18 protein-coding genes are annotated in these 22930 nt (G+C 59.0%); 11 read left to right on the top strand and 7 right to left on the bottom strand.

All coding sequences use genetic code 11. From position 1 onward, the window contains the following. Window positions 1-116 precede the first annotated feature (116 nt). Together I6L49_RS04795 and I6L49_RS04790 are read left to right on the top strand one after the other, a co-directional pair. Window positions 117-1385, top strand: a complete 1269-nt coding sequence (locus I6L49_RS04795) for an OmpP1/FadL family transporter (RefSeq protein WP_139443815.1) — start codon at window positions 117-119, stop codon at window positions 1383-1385. A gap of 115 nt (window positions 1386-1500) precedes the next feature. Further along, a complete protein-coding gene (locus I6L49_RS04790; protein WP_005333249.1) occupies window positions 1501-2724 on the top strand; it encodes an EAL and HDOD domain-containing protein in 1224 nt (407 codons plus the stop codon). On the opposite strand, the gene I6L49_RS04785 is transcribed toward I6L49_RS04790, so the two are convergent. Then, window positions 2721-3896: a thiolase family protein gene (locus I6L49_RS04785; protein ID WP_216950743.1), complete on the bottom strand. Its 1176-nt coding sequence runs from the start codon at window positions 3894-3896 to the stop codon at window positions 2721-2723. The two genes, I6L49_RS04790 and I6L49_RS04785, sit on opposite strands and share 4 nt — an antisense overlap. 122 nt (window positions 3897-4018) lie before the next feature. Between I6L49_RS04785 and I6L49_RS04780 the strand changes: the two genes are divergently transcribed. Continuing rightward, window positions 4019-4411 carry a MerR family DNA-binding transcriptional regulator gene (locus I6L49_RS04780; RefSeq protein ID WP_005360322.1) on the top strand — a complete coding sequence of 131 codons (393 nt, stop codon included), beginning with the start codon at window positions 4019-4021 and terminating at the stop codon, window positions 4409-4411. Between the two features lie 106 nt (window positions 4412-4517). On the opposite strand, the gene rplY is transcribed toward I6L49_RS04780, so the two are convergent. The 5 genes from rplY to I6L49_RS04755 form a co-directional block, all read right to left on the bottom strand. After that, window positions 4518-4805: a 50S ribosomal protein L25 gene (gene rplY, locus I6L49_RS04775; RefSeq protein WP_005333252.1), complete on the bottom strand. Its 288-nt coding sequence runs from the start codon at window positions 4803-4805 to the stop codon at window positions 4518-4520. A gap of 116 nt (window positions 4806-4921) precedes the next feature. Continuing rightward, window positions 4922-5809: a hypothetical protein gene (locus I6L49_RS04770; protein ID WP_216950742.1), complete on the bottom strand. Its 888-nt coding sequence runs from the start codon at window positions 5807-5809 to the stop codon at window positions 4922-4924. Window positions 5810-5904: 95 nt separating this feature from the next. Beyond that, window positions 5905-9804 carry an ATP-dependent RNA helicase HrpA gene (gene hrpA, locus I6L49_RS04765; RefSeq protein ID WP_216950741.1) on the bottom strand — a complete coding sequence of 1300 codons (3900 nt, stop codon included), beginning with the start codon at window positions 9802-9804 and terminating at the stop codon, window positions 5905-5907. Window positions 9805-10045: 241 nt separating this feature from the next. Next, window positions 10046-10468, bottom strand: coding sequence for a CBS domain-containing protein (locus I6L49_RS04760; RefSeq protein WP_005333273.1), 423 nt, complete (start codon window positions 10466-10468; stop codon window positions 10046-10048). A gap of 120 nt (window positions 10469-10588) precedes the next feature. Next, window positions 10589-11866 (bottom strand): HD-GYP domain-containing protein, encoded by a 1278-nt coding sequence (locus I6L49_RS04755; protein WP_216950740.1) that lies wholly within the window; start codon window positions 11864-11866, stop codon window positions 10589-10591. Between the two features lie 845 nt (window positions 11867-12711). Here I6L49_RS04755 and I6L49_RS04750 point away from each other — a divergent pair. From I6L49_RS04750 to I6L49_RS04715, 8 genes are all read left to right on the top strand, one after another. Then, window positions 12712-14250 carry an arylsulfatase gene (locus tag I6L49_RS04750; RefSeq protein WP_254127544.1) on the top strand — a complete coding sequence of 513 codons (1539 nt, stop codon included), beginning with the start codon at window positions 12712-12714 and terminating at the stop codon, window positions 14248-14250. A gap of 143 nt (window positions 14251-14393) precedes the next feature. Beyond that, on the top strand, window positions 14394-15371 hold the full coding sequence (locus I6L49_RS04745; RefSeq protein WP_216950739.1) for a MoxR family ATPase: 978 nt from the start codon (window positions 14394-14396) through the stop codon (window positions 15369-15371). Between the two features lie 8 nt (window positions 15372-15379). Further along, complete coding sequence (locus I6L49_RS04740) at window positions 15380-16363, top strand: DUF58 domain-containing protein (RefSeq protein ID WP_216950738.1); 984 nt, start codon at window positions 15380-15382, stop codon at window positions 16361-16363. Further along, a complete protein-coding gene (locus I6L49_RS04735; RefSeq protein WP_216950737.1) occupies window positions 16363-16884 on the top strand; it encodes a DUF4381 domain-containing protein in 522 nt (173 codons plus the stop codon). The genes I6L49_RS04740 and I6L49_RS04735 overlap by 1 nt, the downstream gene beginning before the upstream one ends. After that, window positions 16877-17920 carry a VWA domain-containing protein gene (locus I6L49_RS04730; protein WP_216950736.1) on the top strand — a complete coding sequence of 348 codons (1044 nt, stop codon included), beginning with the start codon at window positions 16877-16879 and terminating at the stop codon, window positions 17918-17920. Before I6L49_RS04735 ends, I6L49_RS04730 begins: the two co-directional genes overlap by 8 nt. Further along, the gene (locus tag I6L49_RS04725; protein WP_216950735.1) at window positions 17917-19647 is read left to right on the top strand and encodes a VWA domain-containing protein; all 1731 of its coding nucleotides are present in this window, start codon (window positions 17917-17919) and stop codon (window positions 19645-19647) included. The genes I6L49_RS04730 and I6L49_RS04725 overlap by 4 nt, the downstream gene beginning before the upstream one ends. Window positions 19648-19672: 25 nt before the next feature. Next, window positions 19673-21010 carry a BatD family protein gene (locus I6L49_RS04720; protein WP_254127542.1) on the top strand — a complete coding sequence of 446 codons (1338 nt, stop codon included), beginning with the start codon at window positions 19673-19675 and terminating at the stop codon, window positions 21008-21010. Window positions 21011-21197: 187 nt separating this feature from the next. Further along, a complete protein-coding gene (locus I6L49_RS04715) occupies window positions 21198-22133 on the top strand; it encodes a LysR family transcriptional regulator (RefSeq protein WP_216950733.1) in 936 nt (311 codons plus the stop codon). Here I6L49_RS04715 and I6L49_RS04710 read toward each other — a convergent pair. After that, window positions 22130-22930: an SUMF1/EgtB/PvdO family nonheme iron enzyme gene (locus I6L49_RS04710; RefSeq protein WP_216950732.1), complete on the bottom strand. Its 801-nt coding sequence runs from the start codon at window positions 22928-22930 to the stop codon at window positions 22130-22132. The two genes, I6L49_RS04715 and I6L49_RS04710, sit on opposite strands and share 4 nt — an antisense overlap.

Here is a 22930-nt window from a genome sequence, read left to right as displayed (position 1 = left end):
AATCTTGTTTTATCCAGATACTGGCCATTACCGTTGCCTTACTGGTCATACCATATAAAATCCTGCCTTTATTCATATGACCGATTGAACCTTCGGGTAACAGCAAGGATTTTGCCATGCATCCCATCATCAAACCGTCCGCCATCGCCCTGCTGGTGATCGCGGGTCAGACCCATGCCGCCGGGTTCCAATTGGCTGAACAGTCCGCTACAGGACTGGGACGCGCCTTTGCCGGTGAGGCAGCCATCGCGGATAACGCCAGTGTACTCTCCCGCAATGCAGCAGCCATGACCCGCTTCGATCAGATGGCGCTCTCTGGCGGAGTCATCTATGTCAGTCCTGACGTCAATATTGAAGGCAACACCCGCTTGCCGACCAAAGCCGGTATCGTCACCTCCGATGCCAGTGCACACGATATCGCCGCCGCAGCCTGGGTACCCAACGCCTATCTCATCATTCCACTCAACGAGCAGTGGCGACTCGGCTTCTCGGCAACCTCTTACTACGGCCTTGGCGTCAAGATGCCGGATAACTACAGCGCGGGACACTTTGGCAATGTCTCCGATATCAAGACCATGGATCTGGGTACCTCACTCGCCTATCGCATCAATGAGATGTGGTCAATTGGTGCCGGGATCTCTGCTATTCAGGGCGAAGGCGAAGTCGGTGGCACCTTCCCTTCTCGCAACCTGATCGCAAAACATTTGCAAGGGGATGGCTGGGCATGGGGCTGGAATGTCGGCACCTTGCTGGAGTTGTCCGAACAAACCCGAATTGGCCTCTCCTACCGTCACGATGTCACTTTGACCCTCTCGGGAGATGCTATCGTGGGCCGACCCAATGCAGATGGCTCCGTTACCGAGATCAGAGATACCGGTAGTCTGGATCTGCCGTTGCCAGCGACGGCAGAGTTGGCGGCGTTCCATCAGCTGACTGACAAGCTGGCTTTCCACGGCAGCCTGAACTGGACCAACTGGAGCAAATTCGTTCAGTTGGAAGCTGATCTCAACAATTTGCAGAACATGCACATCAAGGACGAGCACTGGGAAGATAGCTGGCGCTACGCCATCGGTATGACCTATCAGGTCACTCCCAAATGGCAACTGCGCTCCGGTGTGGCCTATGACGCCAGCCCGGTGCCAGCCGATCGTCGTACCATTTCCATCCCGGATGCCGATCGCCTCTGGTACAGCCTGGGAATGGGGTATCAGTTCACGCCCAACCTGACCGTGGATCTGGGGCTGACCCTGATCGATGGCAAAAAGGTGGATGTCACTGAAAAAATGGAGCTGCAACCGGGTAATCCGATGACGACCTCCACCTTCCAGGGCACTTCTGAAGGGGATGCCTGGCTGGCTGGTGCACAATTGAGCTATCTCTTCTAAATTCCTTCCCTGCAAAAAACGCTATGCCAATTATTGCCTTACTCAATAAGGTGAACACTGGCATAGTGTTCTGCAACACCATAAAATCAACCCAGTACCTTTACTGGAGCAAGGCATGTATTCCTACGTAGCAAGACAGCCGATCCTCGACAGAGACCTCAAAACTCATGCCTATGAGCTGCTCTTTCGCGATAGTCTGAATAATGTCTTCCCGAGCATCTCCTCCCAACAGGCGACGTCACGCCTGGTGGTCGAACAGTTCCTGCAACAGAATATCGATCAGCTCTTGGGCGGCCGCCCCTGCTTTATCAATTTTCCCCACTCACTGCTACTGGAGGGATTGGCAGAGTGCCTGCCGCCCGAAAAAGTGGTGATTGAGATCCTGGAAGATTCCCCGCCGGATGATGCCCTGCTGGAAAAGGTGAAACAGCTGCACAAGCTGGGATATCAACTGGCACTCGATGACTTCACCATGTCGCCGGATTGGGAGCGCTTCCTCCCCTTTATCCACATCATCAAGTTTGATCTTCGTGCCACCCCCCTGATGCAGATCAAGGTGTTTATCCAGCGGCATCAAACGCTGGGGCTCACCTATCTGGCGGAAAAAGTAGAGGACAAGGCGGAGTTCGAGCGGGTCAAACAGCTGGGGATCCAGCTGTTCCAGGGTTTTTTCTTCAGTCGACCCGAGATGGTCAAGCAAGCCACCATGGAGCCGGCGCAAGTCGTGGTGATGCAGTTGCTCAACGTGGTCAACGAGGCAGAGCCTGATATCAACAAGATTGAGCAGCTGCTCGGTCAGGATATCTCCCTCTCCCTCAAGCTGCTGCGCTATGTTAACCATCTCAAAGGCCACACCAACCCTATTTCGTCATTTCGTCAGGCTGCCATCTATCTGGGCAACACCCAGCTAAAGCGCTTTGTCTCGCTGGTAGCCGCGACCAGCGCCGGCAAGGGCAAGAGCGCCGAGCTCTACCAGATGTCGATGATCCGTGCCCGATTCTGTGAACTGCTGGCTCATGCCCACGCCCCGAGCCAGCAGGCACAACAAGCCTTTATCACCGGTCTCTTCTCCCTGCTGGATGTACTGATGGAGCAGCCGATGGACAAACTGCTCGGCACTATCCCTCTTATCGACGATATTCGGTTGGCGCTGCTGGAGCGCAAAGGCAATCTGGGTTTCTACCTCGCGTTTTGTGAAGATTACGAGAGCGCCAACTGGTCACGGGTAACGGCCAGAACAGCCCGCCTGGGGCTGAGCGAGGATAAGGTGAGTCACCTCTATCTGGCCGCCACCACCTGGGTCACGGAACAACTGCTGGCGATGGAAGCCACCAATTAATTCGTTTCGTCATTCACTTCGACCGCGATAGCGGTCGCCTCCCCGCCCCCGATACAGAGCGCTGCCACGCCTCGCCGCAAACCCCGTTGCCGCAGCGCGGCGATCAGCGTCACCAGAATACGCGCGCCACTCGCCCCCAGCGGATGGCCAAGCGCACAGGCCCCTCCATGGACATTGACCTTGTGATGAGGGATGCCGACCCCGCTCATGGCCAGCATGGTGACCATGGCGAAGGCCTCGTTGATCTCAAAGAGATCCACCTCTTCCACCGACCATGCCAGACGCGCCAGCAAGCGTGAAATGGCGCCAATGGGTGCAGAGGTAAACTCGGCGGGCAATGCTGCATGGCTCTGATAACCGACAATCCGTGCCAGCACTGGTACCTGCCAAGCTTGCGCCGTGGCGCCATCCATCAATATCAGCGCCGCCGCACCATCCGAGATAGAGCTAGAATTGGCCGCCGTAATGGTGCCCTCCTTGCCAAACGCAGGCTTCAGGGTAGGGATCTTCTCCGGTCTGCCCTTGCCGGGCTGCTCGTCTTCGGCCAGCAACAAGCGATCACCGCGATAGACACTTGCCAGCTCGGATGCAAACGCGCCGGCTTGCTGCGCATCGCGCGCACGCTGCAACGACGCAAGAGCAAACTCATCCATGGCACTGCGGGTCAAACCGGCCAGATCGGCGCTGCGCTGGGCATGTATCCCCATCAGCTGGCCATCATAGGCATCTTGCAAACCGTCGAGGAATAGGTGGTCCAGCACCTTTTGATGCCCCATCCGAAAGCCGCTGCGGGCATTATCCAGCAGATAGGGGGCACGGCTCATACTCTCCATCCCCCCCGCGACCACTACCCTGTTGTCACCAAGGCGGATGGTATCCGCCGCCAGCATCACTGCTTTCATGCCGGATCCGCACACCTTGTTGACCGTGGTAGCAGGCACACTATCTGGCAACCCTGCTTTCAACAACGCCTGCCGGGCTGGCGCTTGCCCCACGCCCGCCGCCAGTACATTGCCCATAAACACTTCATCGACCTGATCCGGACGCAGCCCACTTTGCTGCAGTGTCGCCTCGATGGCACAGGCTCCCAACTCAGGCGCAGTGACCTCTGCCAATGCCCCCTGAAACGCCCCCATCGGAGTCCGTTTTGCCGCCACAATTGCAATTTCCATTTGCCTGCCTCTGTTTGTTACATGGCCATAACATAGGGGTTCTGACGCAATGGAACAAGAGTTGCAGTGCAGTTTACGTTTAGGTAAGGTGCAGACAGGATTTAGTTCGCCAAGAAGTCTGTATGAACAACAAGGATGAAGGACGGCGCTTCAGCATCAGTGAGCTGGCCCGGGAATTTGATATTACGACGCGCAGTATCCGCTTTTATGAGGATCAGGGGTTACTCAATCCCGCCCGAGAGGGACAAACCCGCATTTACAGCAAGCAGGATCGGGTTCGCCTCAAGCTCACCCTGCGCGGCAAGCGGCTCGGATTCAGCCTCGCCGAGATCCGCGAGCTGTTTGATCTCTATGATGCCGACAAGAGCAGCCGCACCCAGTTACAGACCATGCTGGGACTGGTTGAGGAAAAACGGGAGACACTGCAACAGCAGATGGAAGATATCAGGATGGTACTGCTGGAGCTTGATGCCGCCGAGCAGCGTTGCCAACAAGCCCTTAGCCAGCTGGGATAACCGCCTTGCTGGCTTATCAGGCAAGTTCCTTCAGCCTGCTCACAAGATGCCAGATAGCAAAAAGCCACTCCTGAGAGTGGCTTTTCTTCAACCTGACGGTTCGCTATTAAACGCGAACGAAGTCCAGGTGGATCAGCTTGTAACGTACCGGGTGACGCTGGATAGCTTTCACTTTTACATTAACTTCTTCACCGTTGATAACCAGAGTCAGTACAGACTCATAGAATTCCGGCTTCTCTTGAGCCAGGATCATTTTCTTGTGGTCAACAGTGATGGACAGGGCTTCTTTGCCTGCACCGTAAACGATGGCAGGAACTTGGTCAGCTTGACGCAGGCGGCGGCTCGCACCTTTCCCCAGGTCAGAACGGACTTCAGCTTGGAATACGAAAGACATAGTATGTATCTCTTTTGGATGAATTTATGGTGCTAACTGCGACCGGTCAGCACCTCGCAAAACGAGCGCGAATACTACCACGGGCCAAATTCGGATACAAGGTACCGACTCTGCATTTAGCGCCCCTGCTCCAACCGGGCGAATTGCTGCTGACGCTGGGCCGGGCTCAGAGCATCAAACCGCGCCAAGGTCTCGGCTCGCGGGCAGTAGAGACCCTCCCCCGTTCTGACTCGAATGCTCTTACCAAGCCGCGGCTGGTTCTCTGCCACCAGCGCCAGCAAATAGCTGTAGGTATCGGCTCCCCGGGCACTGGATAACTGATTCGCTATACGCCACAGGGTCTCCCCTGCGGCGACCTGATGACACACGGTTTGTGGACCTCCGGCCGCAGGAGCCGAGAGGGTAAGCATGATGTCACTGCCTGCGGATAAGCTATCCGTGTGGCTGGCGAGCGCTATATCGGTGCTCGCTACTCCCTCATATCCTTGGGTACCACTCATCCCCGCTGTGCGAAAGGTCACCCCCAGCTGAACCAGAAGAGGTTCGTTCTCGGCGGGATCGCTGGGCATATCAACACCACCGAACGCCTCTTGAGGTGTGCGGAACTCGGCGATAAAGGGCGCGACAGGTTGCGCGTGATAATCAGGGGAACCACTCCCCTGCTGCACGATTGCACCAGCCGCAACAGCCTGCCCGGGGACAACCCCGTAAGCCATCTCGTCGATGCGCCGCAGCCTTGCCAGATAGGTTTTGGAGAGCTGCGCCTCCCCCTCGAACAGATCGAAGGGGGGGACCAGCCGGGCTGGAAAGAGGATCTGCCAGCGACCGTGCTTCTGCTTTTGGGCCAGCGGCGGAAACTGATTACCACGCCAGGCCACAAACATCGCAGGCGGCGTGCGCGCCAGCGGGTAATATTCCGGGTTCAACTGCACCCAGGTTTGTTCCGCGATGGGTTGATAACCGCTGATCACCACCTGCGCCACACTCAACCAGATCCCCAGCATCCTTGCCTCCCTGACTTGCGGTTTGAAGGGGCTACCTGACCGGCAACCCCTTCTCAGCACCCGCTATCATGCTGTTAAAACAGTTAGATAGCAGCTTAGCACTGAGCGATGGCGTTAAGCACCCGTTTATCGGAGACCGGATAAGGGGTCCCCAGATTCTGGGCAAAGAACGACACCCGCAGCTCCTCGATCATCCAGCGGATATTGGCCACCTCGGTGGGAATGAGCTGGGATTTGGGGATCTTGGCCAGCAGCGCCTTGTACTCCGACTCCACGCTGTGCACTTTGAGCATGTAGACCCGATCCCGGTTGGGATCGATGGCGAGCTTCTCCAGGCGGCGCTCGATGGCGCGCAGATAGCGCAGCAAATCAGGCAACCGCTGCCAGCCGGTCTCGGTGACAAAACCTTTGTGAATAAGGTTGCCGAGCTGCTGCTGGATATCCGACATGGCAAAAGCGGTGTCGAGCTGCATCTTCCCCTTGAGCCGCTTCTTGATCTCATGGGACAGCGTCAGCACGGCCTCCACCTGCTTGGCCACCTCCACCACCGCATCGTTGAGCTCGGCACGGACAAACTCCTTGAGCGCCTCGAAACCGGCCTCGTCCCAAGCCAACCCGCCATGCTGCTCGATCAGCTTGTCGCAGCCACAGGCGATACAGTCATCGATAAGCTCGGCCACCTTGCCAAACGGGTTGAAATAAAGCCCCAGCTTGGCCTTGTTGGGCAGCTTCTCCTGCAGATACTTGATGGGGGATGGCACGTTGAGCAGCACCAGCCGGCGCTGGCCCGCCCACATCAGCTGCTGCTGCACCACAGGGCTCTCCACCAGCTGAATGGCGACCGAATCCTTCTCGTCTACCAACACCGGATAGGCTTTCACCTCGAAGCCGCCGCGCTTCTGGCTGTACTCCTGGGGCAGCTCGCCAAAGCTCCACAGGGTGAGACCGGACTGCTCGATGTCATCATCCGCCACTTGCGACAGGGTCTCCTGCACCTTGCCACGCAGCGACTCTTTCAATGCCTCCAGATCTTTGCCTTCCGCCACCTTCTTGTGCTTGTCATCCACCACCCGGAAGGTGAGTTTCAGGTGATCGGGCACCGCATTCCAGTCCCAGGATTCGCGAGGTACGGTGACGCCGGTCATGCGGCGCAGTTGGCGCTCCATCTCGTCCAGCAGCGGTCCCTGCTCGGGGTTGATGCTGGCAAGCAGCGCATCGGCATAGTTTGGCGCCGGCACGAAGTTCTTGCGCATCGGCTTGGGCATCGACTTGATGAGGGCCACCAACAGCTCGTGGCGCAGCCCGGGGATCAGCCACTCAAACCCCTTCACCTCCACCTGATTCAGGAGCGGCAACGGGATATGCAGGGTCACGCCATCGGCGGCCTCCCCCGGCTCGAACTGATAGGTCAGCTTGAGCTTGAGACGCCCCTGCTGCCAGAAGTTGGGGTAGTCGAGATCGCTGATGTGGGCCGCATCCCCCTTCATCAGCATCTCTTTCTCGAAGTTGAGCAGTTCGGGATCCCGCTTTTGCGCCTCTTTCCACCACTTGTCGAAGTGGCGGGCGGAGATCACCTCCTCCGGCAAACGGGCATCGTAGAACCGGAACAGGTCCTCGTCATCCACCAGAATGTCGCGCCGACGGGATTTGTGCTCCAGCGCCTCCACCTCGGCCAGGAGCTTGCGGTTGTCGCTGAAGAAACGGTGACGGGTCTCGAAATCCCCCTCCACCAGCGCGCGGCGGATAAAGAGCTCACGGCACAGCGCCGGATCGATACGGCTGAAGTTGATGGTGCGCTCGTTGACCAGGGTCAGGCCATACAGCGTCACCTTCTCTTTGGCCATCACGGCGCCGTTTTTCTTCGACCAGTGCGGGTCGCTGTGGTGCAGCTTGATGAGGTGGCCAGCCAACGGTTCCACCCACTCGGGTTCAATCTTGGCGTTGATGCGGGCGTAGAGACGCGAGGTTTCCACCAATTCTGCGGCCATCACCCACTTGGGCGGCTTCTTGAACAGGCCCGAGGCCGGGAACAGGTGGAAACGGCCGTTGCGAGCGCCAAGGAACTCGGGCTTTTCCAGATCTTTGTTGCCGATGTGGCTCAAGAGACCGGTAAGCAGGGCGCAGTGCACCGTCTTGAAATCTGCCGGTTCATGGTTGGCTTTAAAACCAAGCTCTTTCACCGTCTGGCGCAGCTGGAAGTGAATGTCCTGCCACTCGCGCACCCGCAGGTAGGAGAGAAACTCCTTCTGGCACATGCGGCGGAACGGATTGCTGCCCAGGGCATCCTGCTGCTCTTTCAGATAGTTCCAGAGGTTAACAAAAGCGAGGAAGTCGGAATCCTTGTCCTCAAAGCGTCTGTGCTGCTCATCGGCAGCCTGCTTCTTCTCCATGGGACGCTCGCGAGGATCCTGAATGCTGAGGGCAGCGGTGATCACCATCACCTCACTCAGACAGCCGGTCTGCGCTGCGCTGATCACCATCTTCGCCAGACGCGGATCAAGAGGGATGCGCGAGAGCTGGCGACCGATCTCGGTCAGCTGCAGTTTGGCTTCTCGATCGCCGGTGGCAGGCAATTCCCTCACCGCCTCCAGTTCTTTGAGCAGGGTCAAGCCATCCTTGATATGGCGGGACTCGGGCGGCTCGACAAAGGGGAACGCCTCCATGTTGCCAAGGCCGAGCGCCAGCATCTGCAGGATGACGGAAGCCAGGTTGGTGCGCAGGATCTCGGGGTCGGTGAAGGCGGGGCGGCCGTTGAAATCCTCCTCGGAGTAGAGACGGATACAGATACCATCCGCCACCCGACCGCAACGCCCTTTACGCTGGTTGGCGCTGGCTTGGGAAACCGGCTCGATGGGCAGGCGCTGCACCTTGGTGCGCCAGGAATAGCGGCTGATACGGGCGGTGCCCGGATCGATGACGTAACGGATGCCCGGCACCGTCAGCGAGGTCTCCGCCACGTTGGTAGCGAGCACGATGCGCCGTCCGGCATGTTGCTGGAACACCTTGTTCTGCTCGGCGTTGGAAAGGCGGGCGTAGAGCGGCAGCACCTCGGTATCGCGCAGGTTGAGCTTGCGCAGGGCATCGGCGGTATCGCGGATCTCCCGCTCGCCGTTCATGAAGATGAGGATGTCCCCCAGCCCTTCGCGGGCCAGCTCTTCCACCGCATCGAAAATCCCCTGCAGTTCATCGCGCTCTTCAAGCCCTTCGCTCTTGTCACTGGTGAGCGGGCGGTAGCGCACCTCCACCGGATAGGTGCGGCCGGAGACCTCTATCACCGGCGCCTTGTTGAAATGGCGGGAGAAGCGTTGGGGGTCTATGGTGGCCGAGGTGATGATCACCTTGAGATCGGGGCGCTTGGGCAGCAGTTGTTTCAAGTAGCCCAGAATGAAGTCGATATTGAGGCTGCGCTCGTGGGCCTCATCGATGATGATGGTGTCATACTGGGTGAGCATCCGGTCGTTCTGGATCTCCGCCAGCAGGATACCGTCGGTCATCAATTTGATGTGGGTCTGCTCGCTCACCTGATCGGTAAAGCGCACCTTGTAACCCACGTAGTGGCCGAGTTCGGACTCCATCTCCTCGGCAATACGGGCCGCCACGGTACGGGCCGCCAGACGGCGTGGCTGGGTGTGGCCGATAAAGCCCTTCACCCCGCGCCCGAGCGCCAGACAGATCTTGGGGATCTGGGTGGTTTTGCCCGAACCGGTTTCCCCGGCGATGATCACCACTTGGTGCTCTTCAATGGCCTTGGCGATCTCCGCCTGCTTCTGGCTGACCGGCAGGTTATCTGGATAGGTGACCTTGGGTACGCCCGCAAGACGGGACTGGTAACGCGCCTGTGCCGCATCCAGATCGGCGGCGATGGTCTCGAGCACGGCAGCCTGTTTGCCTTCAGGCAACTTTTTGACCCCGTGCAGACGGCTGGAGAGACGGCGGGCGTCAAGGTTCATGCAGGCAGGGAGACGGCGGCGCAGCGCCTCGATAGAGAGAGACAAGGTACGAATTCCTTAAAAGAGTGCCCAACAAGGGGCCATATCGATAGCTGGGGCTGATCCTAAAGAGCGAGCGGGGACGGTGCAAGCCTTAACGTAGCGTTATATATGGGAAGACAGAGAGATTGGCCGCTCCTCAAACATGACAAAACAACCATTGTAAGATGGCATAACATAGATAAATGGCAGCATATGAAATAGCCAAGGCAAGCCGAAGCTTGCCTTGGGAGAGAGAAAAACAGGGTTAACCGTGGGTGTGATGGACAAAACAGGTAGTGAGCTGGGCGTGAATGGCCTGCATGACGTTGTGGCGATTGATGACACCGAGCAGACGCCCTTCCTCCACCACCGGATAGATCTTCGGCTTTTGTCCCATCATCATCTCCGCTAGGCTCAAAATGCTGGTATCGGGTCCCACCGACAACACCTCCTTGCGCATCACATCCTTGACCTGCGCCACCTGTTCGCAGTGATAGGCCTCCTTAAGCAGCACTGCGATGCAATCCTGCTCGGAGATCCAGCCAATCAGATGGCCCTGCCCATCCACCACCGGGCCACCGAGCTGATGACTGTTCAGAAATTTCTCGACCGCAGCTTGCACCATCATGTCGGCAGTGAAGGTGATGGGTCTGCTCTGCATATAATCCTTGGCTTTTAGCGATTCCATATCTGCTCCCCTACGGTAGTCCATCAAGCTGGCGTCTTGTGCGCCGGTACCGGCACCATGCTCGGCTTGTTCCAAGCATAGCTGGCTCGCGGCAGTATGAGTCAGCGGCCAGCCTCTCCCTCAATTGATAGCATGATCCGGCTCGCGATCCGGAATGGCTGCCATCATCATCTGCGGCAAGTGATCGGCCAACACCGCCACCACAGCGGGATCGACCCGCCCCTGATCCGCCAGTTGCTGCATAAAGGTCAATGCGTCACGGGCAGGCATGCCGCGCCGATAAGGTCTGTCCTGCACCATGGCCTGAAAAATATCGGCGACCCGCAGGATCCGCGCTTCGAGCGCCATGGCGGATGCCGGCAGGTGGAACGGATAGCCCTCACCGTCAGGCTCCTCATGGTGATAGGCCGCCCAGCAGGCAATCTCCTCAAACCCTTCGATGTGGCGCAGGATCTGGTAAGTCTCGAAGCTGTGGGTATTGATGATGGCCCGCTCCTCTTTCGTCAGGCTGGCAGGCTTGTCGAGGATCTCGTCCGGCACCCTGAGCTTGCCCAGATCATGCAGCAAACCGGCGATCTCCAGCATGTCACAATGGATGGCACTGACTCCCATCAATTCTGCCAGTGCCCGAGACAACCTGCTCACACCGAGCGAATGCGTCATCGTGAATGGGCTTTTGGCGTCGACAATGCCAGAGAAGATCTGCGCCAGCGCTTTTAGCTCCCCGTTGAAGGTCAGGCAAGGCTCCCGCACCTGCAGCATCTCCAGCATGTAATCATTGATGGAGCGAGCTTCCAGCTGCAGCCAGAATGCCTCAGAGCGAGACGCCTTGAGGAAGGCATCCACCAGCTCGGGGGCAAAGAACTCGTCACGGAAATCCTGCAGGCGTGCGCGGATCTCGTTGGTATGCATCAACAATGAACCATCGCCATAGTAGGGCGCCGCCAACGCATCGCAGCGATCCACCAGAAAGATAAGGTTGGCCTGACGGGCTACATTGGGGTCCACATCGGCCATCTCGCGCAACAGGTGCCAGTGGGTATGGTGATATCGGATAGGCAGGGCCAGCGGGGCCAGCAAACGGAAATCCTTGAGCAGCTGATACCCTACCTCGCAGTGGCGCTGGGAGGACTCCCAATCGAACTCGCTGACCAGATGGTGATGGGTGATGGTCGAGGAGACACCGATATCATGCAGCACCCCGAGCTCGAACAGCAGACAGCGTTCGGCCTCACTCATCCCCAGCTCCCGGCTGCACTCGGCAGCCATAATCCCGACCCGTTTACCGTGGGCCACATCGCCAATGCCCACCAGATCCAGCGAGGCTGACAGGGCATACACCACCTGCCTTAGATCCACTTGCAATGAAAAGGGGGCTGCGCCCTGCGCTCTGTCCATGATCCGGGTCCCATGCGATGTTGTCGTATCAAACTGGCGCTGTTTTATGCTTCGCCTTCTATCAACTTAGTCAATAGCTGAACCTTTTACCTTGTTTTTATAGGCATTTATGACCCTGGCACCTTGAAAAGACAAAGATCACAGCTGGATTTATTTGGCCACTCCCATTCAAGTCATATTTATCCGTTCAAAAATATGCGAGCAGACTTTTAAAATTTCGCGTAGAGATTGTGAGCAATTTTAAAAACTCATATCTGAGCGAAACAATCAACACCCCAACTTTACTTAATTATGACTTAATCAGAATTAAAGAGTGCTCGACTTGCCAGTTAGAATTTTGAATAAAGGCAGACCACAACGCTCATAACAGCTCTCATCCCCTAAATTGATTAGCCGAACAGTGAACTCCATCACCCATTTATTCGCCTTGTCGCCATCGATAGCAGTAGACACGTCCGCCTTCTGGATACAGCTTCCCATGCTCGCTCGCAGCCCACCCGATAGCCTGTGACCGAAGAGTTGGAGAAAAAATAACGGATAACCAGCGGTTATATTCGCTATAAGGCGACAAAGATAAACGGGATTTATAGAGTGAAACTGTTGAAAGCTGATTTCCAAGCGGCGGTTAACTCGGGCTATTCAGGTCATATCACTCTTTGCAGGTCATAACGATAGCGATAAAGGGGAATGTGCCCATCCGGGTATTCCATCCCCTCCAACAGCCTGCACGGGATGATATTTCCACCGCGTTAAACGCACGCTGCTTTCATCGCCCATTTTGTGTACCAATTCACATCAGATTAGGAGTGGAGCCAATAATGGCCATTCAAATAAACAAAATAGCCATGAGCCTTGCCTTAATGGCCACCGCTGGTAGTGCCACAGCAGCCGCCAAGCCCAATATTCTTGCCATCATGGGCGATGACATCGGCTACTGGAACATCAGTGCCTACAACCAGGGGATGATGGGCTACCAGACCCCAAACCTGGACAGGATCGCCAATGAAGGGGCCCTCTTTACCGATCACTACGGTCAGCAATCCTGCACCGCCGGCCGCGCCGCCTTCATTACCGGTGAAGAGCCATTCCGTACCGGTCTGCTGACCATCGGCATGCCCGGATCCACCCACGGCATTCCGGATTGGGCGCCCACCATCGGTGATCTACTCAAAGAGCAGGGTTACATGACGGCTCAGTTCGGCAAGAACCATTTGGGCGATCAGAACCAGCACCTGCCGACCAAGCACGGCTTCGACGAGTTCTTCGGCAACCTCTATCACCTGAACGCGGAAGAGGAACCGGAAACCTACTACTACCCGAAAGATCCGGAGTTCAAGAAGAAGTTCGGCCCACGCGGCGTCATCAAATCTTCTGCCGACGGCAAGATTGAAGATACCGGCCCCATGACCCGCAAGCGCATGGAGCATGCTGACGAAGAGTTCCTCGAGTCCTCGCTGGCGTTCATGGAGAAAGCTGTCAAGGCCAAGAAGCCCTTTTTCATCTGGCACAACGCCACCCGCATGCATGTCTGGACCCGTCTGCAGGAGAAGTATCAGGGTAAATCCGGCGTCAGCATCTATGCCGACGGCATGCTGGAGCACGATGATCAGGTGGGGATCCTGCTCGACAAACTGGACGAGCTGGGGGTCGCCGACAACACCATCGTGATATACACCACTGACAACGGCGCCGAGACCGTCAGCTGGCCGGATGGCGGCACCACCCCCTTCTACGGCGAAAAAGGCACCACATGGGAAGGCGGGATGCGGGTTCCGCAACTGGTTCGCTGGCCGGGCGTGATCAAGCCAGGCACCAAGGTCAACGCCATGATGGCCCATCAGGACTGGATGCCGACCCTGTTGGCCGCTGCCGGTGTACCGGATGTGAAAGAGAAGCTGGCCAAGGGCTACAAGGCCAACGGCAAACAGTGGCGGGTGAAACTGGACGGTTACAACTTCATGCCGTATCTCGCCGGAAAAGCCGATACCTCCCCACGCAACTCAATGCTCTACTTCTCCGCCAACGGCGAGCTCAACGCCGTGCGCTGGAATGACTTCAAGCTGAACTTTGCCACCATGGAGGGCAACATCTCTGATGCCGTCCGAGCTACCCCGAACTGGCCGCAAATCATCAACCTGCGCGCCGATCCGTTCGAAAAAGCACCACACGAGTCAGGCATGTATATGCGCTGGATGGCAGACAACATGTGGCTGTTCGTACCGGTACAGGGGATCCTGAAAGAGTTCTTCGACACTCTGCCCAACTACCCGATGCAACAAAGCTTCCAGATGAACCCGGCCAGCATTAGCTCCCAGAGCCTGATGCTCAAGGGCAAACTGGCAGAGCTGGACGCACTCAAGCAAAAAGTGGCCACCATCAAGTAAGGCGGTGACTCCAACGCCCATCACTCTCTGGTGGGCGTTTTCAATTTCCAGCCGGCTCGCCCCGTGCCGGCTGGAAATTGAAAACCCGTTGGCCCCTCCTAGCCCTATCTCTGTCTCGTTAAATGTACCCTGTGGAAAACCCTATGAACCCCTTGCAACAACAGATCTCGCAACTCATCGAACAGGTTGGTCACAGTGTGGTCGGCCAGTCCCATGTGATCCGCGCCCTGGTCATCGGCCTGCTGACCAATAGCCACGTGCTGCTCGAAGGTCTGCCCGGTACCGCCAAGACCCGCTCGGTCAAGGCGCTGGCAGAAGCCCTCAATACCAGCTTCGGCCGCATTCAGTTCACCCCCGACCTGCTCCCCTCCGATGTGACCGGCACCGAGATGTATCAGGAGCGTGACGGAGCCCACCAGTTGCGTTTCCAGCCAGGCCCCATCTTCAACAGCATCGTATTGGCCGATGAAGTGAACCGCGCCCCCGCCAAGGTTCAAGCGGCGCTGCTGGAGGCCATGGCCGAAGGCACCGTCACCGTCGGTGACAAGAGCCATCGCCTGCCCGCGCTCTTTATGGTGCTGGCCACCCAGAACCCCATCGAGCAGGAGGGGACCTACCCGCTGCCAGAAGCCCAGATGGACCGTTTTGCCCTCAAGGTCTCGGTCGCCTACCCCGATGATGAGGCAGAGCTTGCCATCATTCGGCTGGTGCGGGCCGAAGAGCGCGTTACCCGTGAGCAGAACGAGGGGTTCGCCCCCCTCTCCCCTGAGCTCATCTTGCAGGCCAGATCAGAGCTCTCGGCCATGACGGTCTCACCGCTGGTGGAGCACTACATCATTGCGCTGGTCATGGCAACCCGACACCCCGATCGCTACCCGGCTACCGGGCTGCCACAGTGGATTGCGGTCGGCGCCAGCCCCCGCGCATCCATTGCTCTGGACAAGTGCGCCCGCGCCTATGCCTGGCTGCAAGGGCGCAACCATGTGCTGCCCGACGATGTGCGCGCCATGGTGCCCAGCGTGCTTGGCCACCGCTTTACCCTCAGCTATGACGCGCTGGCAGATGGGGTGGATCCCCAGCAGGTGGTGATGACTCTGCTCGATCACATCGTCATCGGGTAAGCGATACCATGATACCTCGCTCCTTATCCCATGACAGGCTGACACAGGGCGGGCAACCGCCCAGTGGTGACCCCCGCATCCACTGCGACTACCTGACACTGGTCCGGCTACAGGGGCTGATCGGCCAGTTTTCACTGCTACCCAGGCTAAACAGCGGCAACCTGCTGTGCGGCCGCCACCCGTCACGCTTTCGCGGCCGTGGGCTCAACTTTGAAGAACTGCGCCACTATCAGCAAGGGGATGATATTCGCACCCTGGACTGGAAAGTGACCCTGCGCACCGGCCGCCCCCATGTGCGCAGTTATAGCGAAGAGAAAGATCGTCACGTGATCCTCTGCGTTGATCAGCGCAGCGGCATGTTCTTCTCCTCGGTGGAGGTGATGAAGTCGGTGGTGGCCGCCGAAGTCGCTGCCCTGCTCGGCTGGCAAGTACTCAAAGAGAGCGATCGGGTCGGGCTCGCCATTTTGCACTGCGATGGCGTGGCGTGGCTGCGCGGCCAGCGCTCCCGTGGTCACTGGTTGGCAGGACTGCGCCAGCTCTGTGCCGCCAATCATGCTCTCTCGGCCACCAGCCGCGACAGCGAGGCGACCGGTCTGGCCCCCCTGCTGGCGATGCTGGGCCGCCTCAAGTTGAAAAATACCACCCTGACCTTTCTCAGCGACTGGGCTGGAGTAACCGAGGCTGACCTGACCCGCCTCGGTTACTTGCAGCAGCACAACGATGTGCTGGCACTGCACATCGCCGATCCCCTCGAGTCGACCCTGTCGACCACAGCCGCTGACGCCAGCTGGGTAGTCGGCGATGGCCAGTACCAGCTCAATATTGCTCCCCACCAGACCCCTGTGCTGGATCAGGGGCTAGCCCGCCAGCAGCAGCTGAAAAAAGATCAACTGCTGCGACTGATGGCCCTCAAGGGATTGCCGCTTATCACCCTCGACACCGGTGGCCACCACCTCGCCCGCCTCATTACCGCATTGGGAGGAGCTCACTGATGAACCACAAGCTGCCCGGCACCTATATGCTGCGCGAATTGCAGGACGTGACCGTACCACCCGCCATCAGCTGGCAACCGCAAACCGCAGGCTGGCTGCTGCTGGCGCTGAGCCTGGGGGCACTGGCGCTGCTCTGGCTCTATCACCGGGCACAGCGCTGGTGGCAACAGCGTTACCGCCGTGAAGCGCAGGCGGCCCTGCGCACGATCAACTGGTCTGATGCCGGGGCCAGTCTGTCGCTGTTTCACCTGATCAAGCAGGTGTTGACCCACCTAGATCCCCGGCACGGCAAGCTGTTTGGCATGGCATTGCTACAGACCCTCGACAATGCCATGGCTGATAGGCAGCCCCGTTTCGCTACCGAACTGGGTGAGCGCTGGCTGGTATCGCTGGTCTGTGATCAGGTGGTGCTAAGCGTCAGTGATCAACTCTGCCTCGTTTCCCTCTGCAACGACTGGCTTGCCCACCATCAAACTCCAATACAAACAGCCTCGTTGGCGACGGAGGCCCGTCATGCTTGATGCCGGTCTCGAGTTTGCCCACCCCCACTGTTTCTGGCTGCTGCCCCTGCCGTTGCTGGTGTTTCGCCTTATTCCGGCCTATCGCACCCGGCAGAGTGCCATCAAAGTGCCCTTCTTCGACCTGCTGATCGACCTGCTGGATGAGTCGCCGCGTGAGGGGGCAACCCAGCTGACTGCCAGCTGGTGGCAACGGATCGCCCTGATCACCGTTTGGCTACTGGCGGTGCTGGCGCTGGCCAAGCCCACCATCTATGGCCCGCCTCAGGTACGCGAGCGGTTCGGGCGGGATGTGATGATAGTGCTGGATCTCTCCGGCTCCATGGCAGAGACCGACTTCTCCCCCGACCCCGGCAAGTCCCTCAGTCGGCTCGACGCCGCCAAAGAGGTGCTTAAACAATTTGCTGCAACGCGCGAAGGAGATCGGCTCGGGCTCATCCTGTTTGGGGATGCCGCCTTTCTCCAGGCGCCGTTTACCGCCGATCTCGACACCTGGCAAACCCTGCTGCAGGAGACCGATGTCGCCATGGCAGGCCAGAGTACCCATCTGGGGGATGCCATCGGTCTGGCAATCAAAGTGTTCAACAACAGTGATCGCCACGGGCAACTAGACCAGAACAGCGCCAAGCGGGAGAAAGTCGCCATCATCCTTACCGATGGCAACGACACCGGCAGTTTTGTCAGCCCGCGGGATGCGGCCCGGGTAGCCGCGGTCAACGGTGTGCGGCTGCATACTATCGCCATGGGGGATCCGGCCACCGTCGGCGAACAGGCACTCGATCTCGATACCCTGCAACAGTTGGCGACCCTGACCGGCGGCCAGTTGTTTCAGGCTCTTGATGAGGCGCAGCTGACGCGCGCCTATCAGGTGATCGGTGAGCTGGAGCCACAACGCTATGAAAGCACCCGCTTTCAGACCCGCGAAAGCCTGCACCATTACCTCATCGCCGTCAGCGTTGGCCTCTATCTCACCCTCTTTTCCCTGTTGACCCTCAGGCGCTACCGCCTGCGCACTGCTCTCTCAGGAGACACGCCATGATGGATCCTCTCTACTGGCAACAGCTCTGGCTGAATGCCCACTTTCTGCGCCCCTGGTGGCTGCTGGCCTTGCTCCCCCTTGTCGCCATCCTGCTGCTGCGCTGGCGCATGGATGAAGCAAACCGCTGGCAACAGCGGCTGCCGCCCCATCTGCGCGAGGCGTTGACGCTGGGGGATACCGGCTGGAAAAAGAACCTGCCCCTCAAGATGCTGGGGCTGTTGATGGGGCTCGCCATCCTGATCTGCGCAGGGCCGACCTGGAGCCGTGAACCATCCCCCTTTGGCGAAGATCAGGGCGCCCTGCTGATCCTGCTCGATAACAGCGACTCCATGCTGGAAACGGATATCGCCCCCAACCGGTTGACGCGGGCCAAACAGAAGATCAGCGATCTGCTGGCGACCCGCGATGGCGGGCGCAACGGGCTGGTGGTCTTTGCCGGCTCGGCCCACACCGCCATGCCGCTGACCCGTGACAATGCCGTCTATGACCCTATCCTCGCCGCCATCCGTCCCGAGATCATGCCTAAAGCGGGCAAGCGCACCGAACAGGTGATCCCGCTGCTCACCGAGCTTCTGGCCGATGAGACCGGCAGCACCGTTTTGCTGGTGAGTGATGGCATCAGCCCCGCCGCCATCGCCCCCTTGGCTGACTATTTCCGTGGTCAATCCCGTCAGCTGCTGATCCTGGCTGCTGGCGACCCGGCCCTGAGTGGGAAACGCCCGCTGGAGCTTGCCTCACTAAGGCGACTGGCCAGTGACAGCAATGGCACCCTGCTCACCATGACGGTGGATAATGGCGACGTAGAGCGCATCAACCGGGGGATTGAACGCAACTTTTTGATCCACAACGACTCCCTGATGCCCTGGCAGGACATGGGTTACTACCTGCTCTTTCCGGTCGTCGCCCTGCTGCTGCTCTGGTTTCGCAAAGGCTGGCTGGTGCAGTGGGGTCTGGTGGCAGCCATCGGTCTCTCCCTGTTACAGACGACGCCTGCGCAGGCCACCACCTTCTCGCTGGCGCCCGCAGAGCCGACAGAGCCTGCGATCAATCACTGGGCAAAGGAGCTGAAACAGCAGTGGTTCAACCTCTGGCTCACCCCGGATCAGCAGGGGCAGTGGTACTTCCAGCAGGGGGACTATCTGGAGGCGGCTAAACACTATGAAGATCCCTTCTACAAGGGGGTGGCCTACTACTATGGCGCCGAGTTTGCACTGGCCCAGTCAGCATTCCTGCAAGCCGACTCCGAACAGGCTCTGCTCTATGCCGGCAATGCCCTCGCCAGACAGCGTGAGTATCTGGCCGCCCGCCGGCTGTTCCGGAAACTGGCTGACGAGGCCAGCGACCCGAGCGTGCGCCAATCAGCCGCCCATAACTATCAGGTGATGAGCCGGATTGTTGACGAGATCAACCGCGCCAGTCAGAGCCAGACCGGCACGCCGGATGGACCTGATCACTCCAGTGAACTGCCCGATGATGAGCCACGCAGTGCCGACGGAGCGGAAGAGACCGTGGCTTCATCCCTGATAGCGCGCGAAACCCTGACCGCAGATCAGATCCTGGCCAATCCGGCGCAGGCCGAAAAGTGGCTGCGCCGGGTGGAGTCTGATCCCGGTGACTTCCTGCAAGCCAAATTCCGCCTCCAGCTACAAGCGCAGCAAACGGGCGCAACCGCCCGTCCTCGTTCTGCCACCCACAAGGAGCCTACCCATGTGCAACCGGCACAATAAACTCCGCCACTGGCTGTGCAGATATATGGCGACCGCTACCCTGCTCGGGGCCGTGCTGATCACGGTCGATACACAGGCTGCCGAGGCCGCTGATGCGACTGACGCCACTCAGGTGACCCTCAAGAGCTGGTTGAAAGATCAGGGGGAGGAGAAGCGCCCCTATGCCGTCAACCAACAGATCACCCTCTATCTGGAGCTGGCGACCAACCGCTGGTTTACCGCGGGTACCCGCATCGGCCAGTTCGAGCTGCCGGGGGTCATGATCAAGCAGCGCAGCGAGCTGGCGACCAACTTCGCCCAGCGCCGCGATGGCGAGACCTGGTCGCATCAGCGCTGGGAGCTGACGCTCTATCCTCAGCAATCCGGCCAGTTCGAGATCCCCGCCATCGTGGTGCGGGCCACCGTGGCGCGCCCTGAAGGGGGCTCCCGGCAGATCACCCTTACCACCCACCCTCAGCGTTTTGCCGCCGCTCTGCCCGACTCAGCCCTGACGGTCGGCGGGCGTTGGCTGAGCGCCAGCAATCTCACCCTGAGCCAGCGTTGGCAGCGCTCTGCAGATGACCATGCTGACGGCGAGCTACGGGTGGGGGATGCAATCACCCGCACCGTAACCGCCAGCGGGCAGGATACTCTCTCGGTACTGATCCCGCCGCTGATCACTCCGCTTGCAAGCGGTGGGCGGGTACAGGCCTATCCGGCGCAAGCCCGACTGAACGATACCCAGGAGCGGGGGGAGTACCTCTCGACACGGGAAGATCAGACTACCTATATCGTGCAGCGCGGTGGTGAGTTGACCCTGCCCGCGCTGGAGCTTGCCTGGTGGAACAGCCAAACTGGCCAGCTGCAGACCCTGACCCTCCCTGGGCAGACCCTGCAAGTGCGCCACACTCCCGCCTCCTGGCTGGCGGCCTACTGGCATCGGTTGCTTGGAGTAGCCAGTGGTGTAGCCCTGCTGGTGCTGGCGCTCCTGGCTATGGCCCGTTACTACCGTCACCACCCTCGCCCGCTCGGCTGGCAATATGGGGCCGCCATCTGGTGCAGGCAGTGGGGGGCGGTGCGGGTACTGGCCTATCGCTATCTGCGGGCCAAGAGGGGTTGGCTGGAACTTAGCCGTGTCAGTTCCGATCCGGCTTGGCAGCAACAACAGGCTGTATTCCAGCAAGATCCCCTTGATCGGGCTGATGCGCTCAGGATGGGCTGGCGCCTGCTGGTGCGCCTGCAAAAGCAACGGGGCGCCAGTCTTGGCAACATCCGTTCACGGTTGGGCCACATCATCGGCTGGCAAGCGGCCCTGCCAGGACTGGCCCCCCTGACTGGCAAACCGACCTCAGCGGATCAATCATCCTGCAACGCCAACAGATAAATAAAGTACGCCACGCAGCAACCAACCCCTGCACTGGTTGTCCCACTTTGCCCACTTCATTACACTGCCAAAGTGGGATACCCGCTGGCTGCCACGCCACCTGACTGGCGTGGCAGGTTCTCCCCTCCGGCTACCCGGCAGTGCCAAGGCAGTGTGATTTCTCCACGAACATGTAACGAGGCCTCTCTTGTTAGACATCCGAAGTACCGAGCTGAACCTGATCCCGATCTTTGTCGCCATCTATGAAGAGCGCAGCCTCTCCCGGGCGGCGACACGCATGGAGATCAGCCAACCCGCCGTCAGCAAGGCCCTCAAGCGACTGCGGGAGATCTACGGTGATCCTCTGTTTAATCGCAAGGTCGTGGGGATGGAGCCCACCTCGTTTGCCATCGACATCTATCCGGCGATGGCGGCCGCGCTGAAAAACTTCAGCTCGACCCTCTCGACCTCGCGCACGTTCAATCCACGTACTTCCCAGCGAGTCTTCTCCATCGCCTGTGTCAGACTGATCAGCGCCCAACTGGTCCCGGCGCTGCTGTGCAAGATCCGGGCACACGCCCCAGGTATTTCGCTCGAGGTGCATCCCCTCTTTACCGAGGATATGGAGAGTGACCTGCGGATGCAGCGTTATGATCTCATCATCGACATGACCCAGAGCGGGCGCAGCATGCTCAAGAGCGAGGTGCTCTATGGCGAGCAGGTGAAGGTGGTGTGTGCCAGCAACCACCCGCGACTGGGCAGCAACTTGACGGTAGAGGCCTATTTTACCGAGGAGCATGTGGCGTTGGCCCAGTGGCAGGTCAGAGGCAGCATGATCACCGCCGAGCACCTGCCGCAAATGGCCAACCGCAATATCGTGGTACGGGTGCCGACCGCCATGGAGATGCTGCCCATCATTGCATGCAGCGAGATCATCGGGGTTTTGCCCACCTCTATCATAAATACCTTTGCCGGCATGTATGATGTGCGGGTACTCCCCTTCCCCTTCGAGGAATCAGTATTCAGCCTGTCGGCCATCTGGCACCCCAGCCGGACCACCGAGGCGGGCCACCGTTGGCTGCGCCAGCAGTTGTTCGAAGTGGTCAGCGAGCTGGGGCTGACCACCTCCATCGATCAGACCTAACGGGCATCTCGCACCAGTCGCAATCCCATGTCAGCCATCATCACCGACTGGCTGGCAAAATCACGCCGGAAATTTTCAGACAATTCAGCCTCATAGGCGTAGCTGCCGCCTCGCACCGATTTATGGGCGAGGTGGCTCTTGCTCTCCTGGGCATTGTTCGGGTTCTCTTGAGGACTGTGGCGATAGAAGGTCTCTTCATAGGCATCAGCCACAAACTCCCCCACATTGCCGGTCATGTCGTATAGCCCTAGCTCGTTGGGCTTTTTCAACCCCACCGGATAGGCGCGATTCTTGGCGTTGCCGCTGTACCAGGCCACCTCGTCAATCTGATCGGAGCCGCTGTAACGATAACCTTTACTCAGCTTGCCCCCCTTGGCTGCATACTCCCACTCAGCTTCGGTGGGCAGGCGGTAGTGAGCGCCGGTCAGCTCATTGAGCCTTGTCACAAACAGATTGGCCTGTTGCCAGCTGAGGTTGTTGACCGGTACCTCCGGCGCCTGGAAATAGCTGATGGTGGGGCCCATCACCGCCTCGAACAGGGCCTGGGTCACCTCGAATTTTGCCATGTAGAAGCTGTTGAGCGAGACCGCATGCTGCGGCCCTTCGCTCGCTTTGGCGGCAGGGTCGTTGGAGCCCATCTCAAAACGGCCCCCTTCCACCAGCACCATGTCCGCTTCAATCTTCTGTCGCAGCGTATGGAGCGGCTGGTTGCCCTGTTTGACCGAGAGGGTGCAGCCGGCCACCAGCAGGGTGGTCGCCAGCAACGGAATTGCGAATTTGAACGGTATGATCGTCAT

Origin of the sequence: Aeromonas sp. FDAARGOS 1419, from assembly GCF_019047045.1 — a bacterium.
In the GTDB taxonomy this organism is placed as follows: domain Bacteria; phylum Pseudomonadota; class Gammaproteobacteria; order Enterobacterales; family Aeromonadaceae; genus Aeromonas; species Aeromonas veronii.
This window is presented reverse-complemented; position numbering and strand designations above follow the sequence as displayed.

Excerpts from the sequence above, each read along its gene's own strand:
- I6L49_RS04770 (WP_216950742.1), bottom strand. The coding sequence starts at position 5,809 with ATGCTGGGGATCTGGTTGAGTGTGGCGCAGGTGGTGATCAGCGGTTAT.
- rplY (WP_005333252.1), bottom strand. The coding sequence starts at position 4,805 with ATGTCTTTCGTATTCCAAGCTGAAGTCCGTTCTGACCTGGGGAAAGGT.
- I6L49_RS04785 (WP_216950743.1), bottom strand. The coding sequence starts at position 3,896 with ATGGAAATTGCAATTGTGGCGGCAAAACGGACTCCGATGGGGGCGTTT.
- I6L49_RS04795 (WP_139443815.1), top strand. The coding sequence starts at position 117 with ATGCATCCCATCATCAAACCGTCCGCCATCGCCCTGCTGGTGATCGCG.
- I6L49_RS04720 (WP_254127542.1), top strand. The coding sequence starts at position 19,673 with ATGGCGACCGCTACCCTGCTCGGGGCCGTGCTGATCACGGTCGATACA.
- I6L49_RS04710 (WP_216950732.1), bottom strand. The coding sequence starts at position 22,930 with ATGACGATCATACCGTTCAAATTCGCAATTCCGTTGCTGGCGACCACC.
- I6L49_RS04780 (WP_005360322.1), top strand. The coding sequence starts at position 4,019 with ATGAACAACAAGGATGAAGGACGGCGCTTCAGCATCAGTGAGCTGGCC.
- I6L49_RS04740 (WP_216950738.1), top strand. The coding sequence starts at position 15,380 with ATGATACCTCGCTCCTTATCCCATGACAGGCTGACACAGGGCGGGCAA.
- I6L49_RS04735 (WP_216950737.1), top strand. The coding sequence starts at position 16,363 with ATGAACCACAAGCTGCCCGGCACCTATATGCTGCGCGAATTGCAGGAC.
- I6L49_RS04790 (WP_005333249.1), top strand. The coding sequence starts at position 1,501 with ATGTATTCCTACGTAGCAAGACAGCCGATCCTCGACAGAGACCTCAAA.
- I6L49_RS04745 (WP_216950739.1), top strand. The coding sequence starts at position 14,394 with ATGAACCCCTTGCAACAACAGATCTCGCAACTCATCGAACAGGTTGGT.
- I6L49_RS04750 (WP_254127544.1), top strand. The coding sequence starts at position 12,712 with ATGAGCCTTGCCTTAATGGCCACCGCTGGTAGTGCCACAGCAGCCGCC.
- I6L49_RS04730 (WP_216950736.1), top strand. The coding sequence starts at position 16,877 with ATGCTTGATGCCGGTCTCGAGTTTGCCCACCCCCACTGTTTCTGGCTG.
- I6L49_RS04760 (WP_005333273.1), bottom strand. The coding sequence starts at position 10,468 with ATGGAATCGCTAAAAGCCAAGGATTATATGCAGAGCAGACCCATCACC.
- I6L49_RS04725 (WP_216950735.1), top strand. The coding sequence starts at position 17,917 with ATGATGGATCCTCTCTACTGGCAACAGCTCTGGCTGAATGCCCACTTT.
- I6L49_RS04755 (WP_216950740.1), bottom strand. The coding sequence starts at position 11,866 with ATGGACAGAGCGCAGGGCGCAGCCCCCTTTTCATTGCAAGTGGATCTA.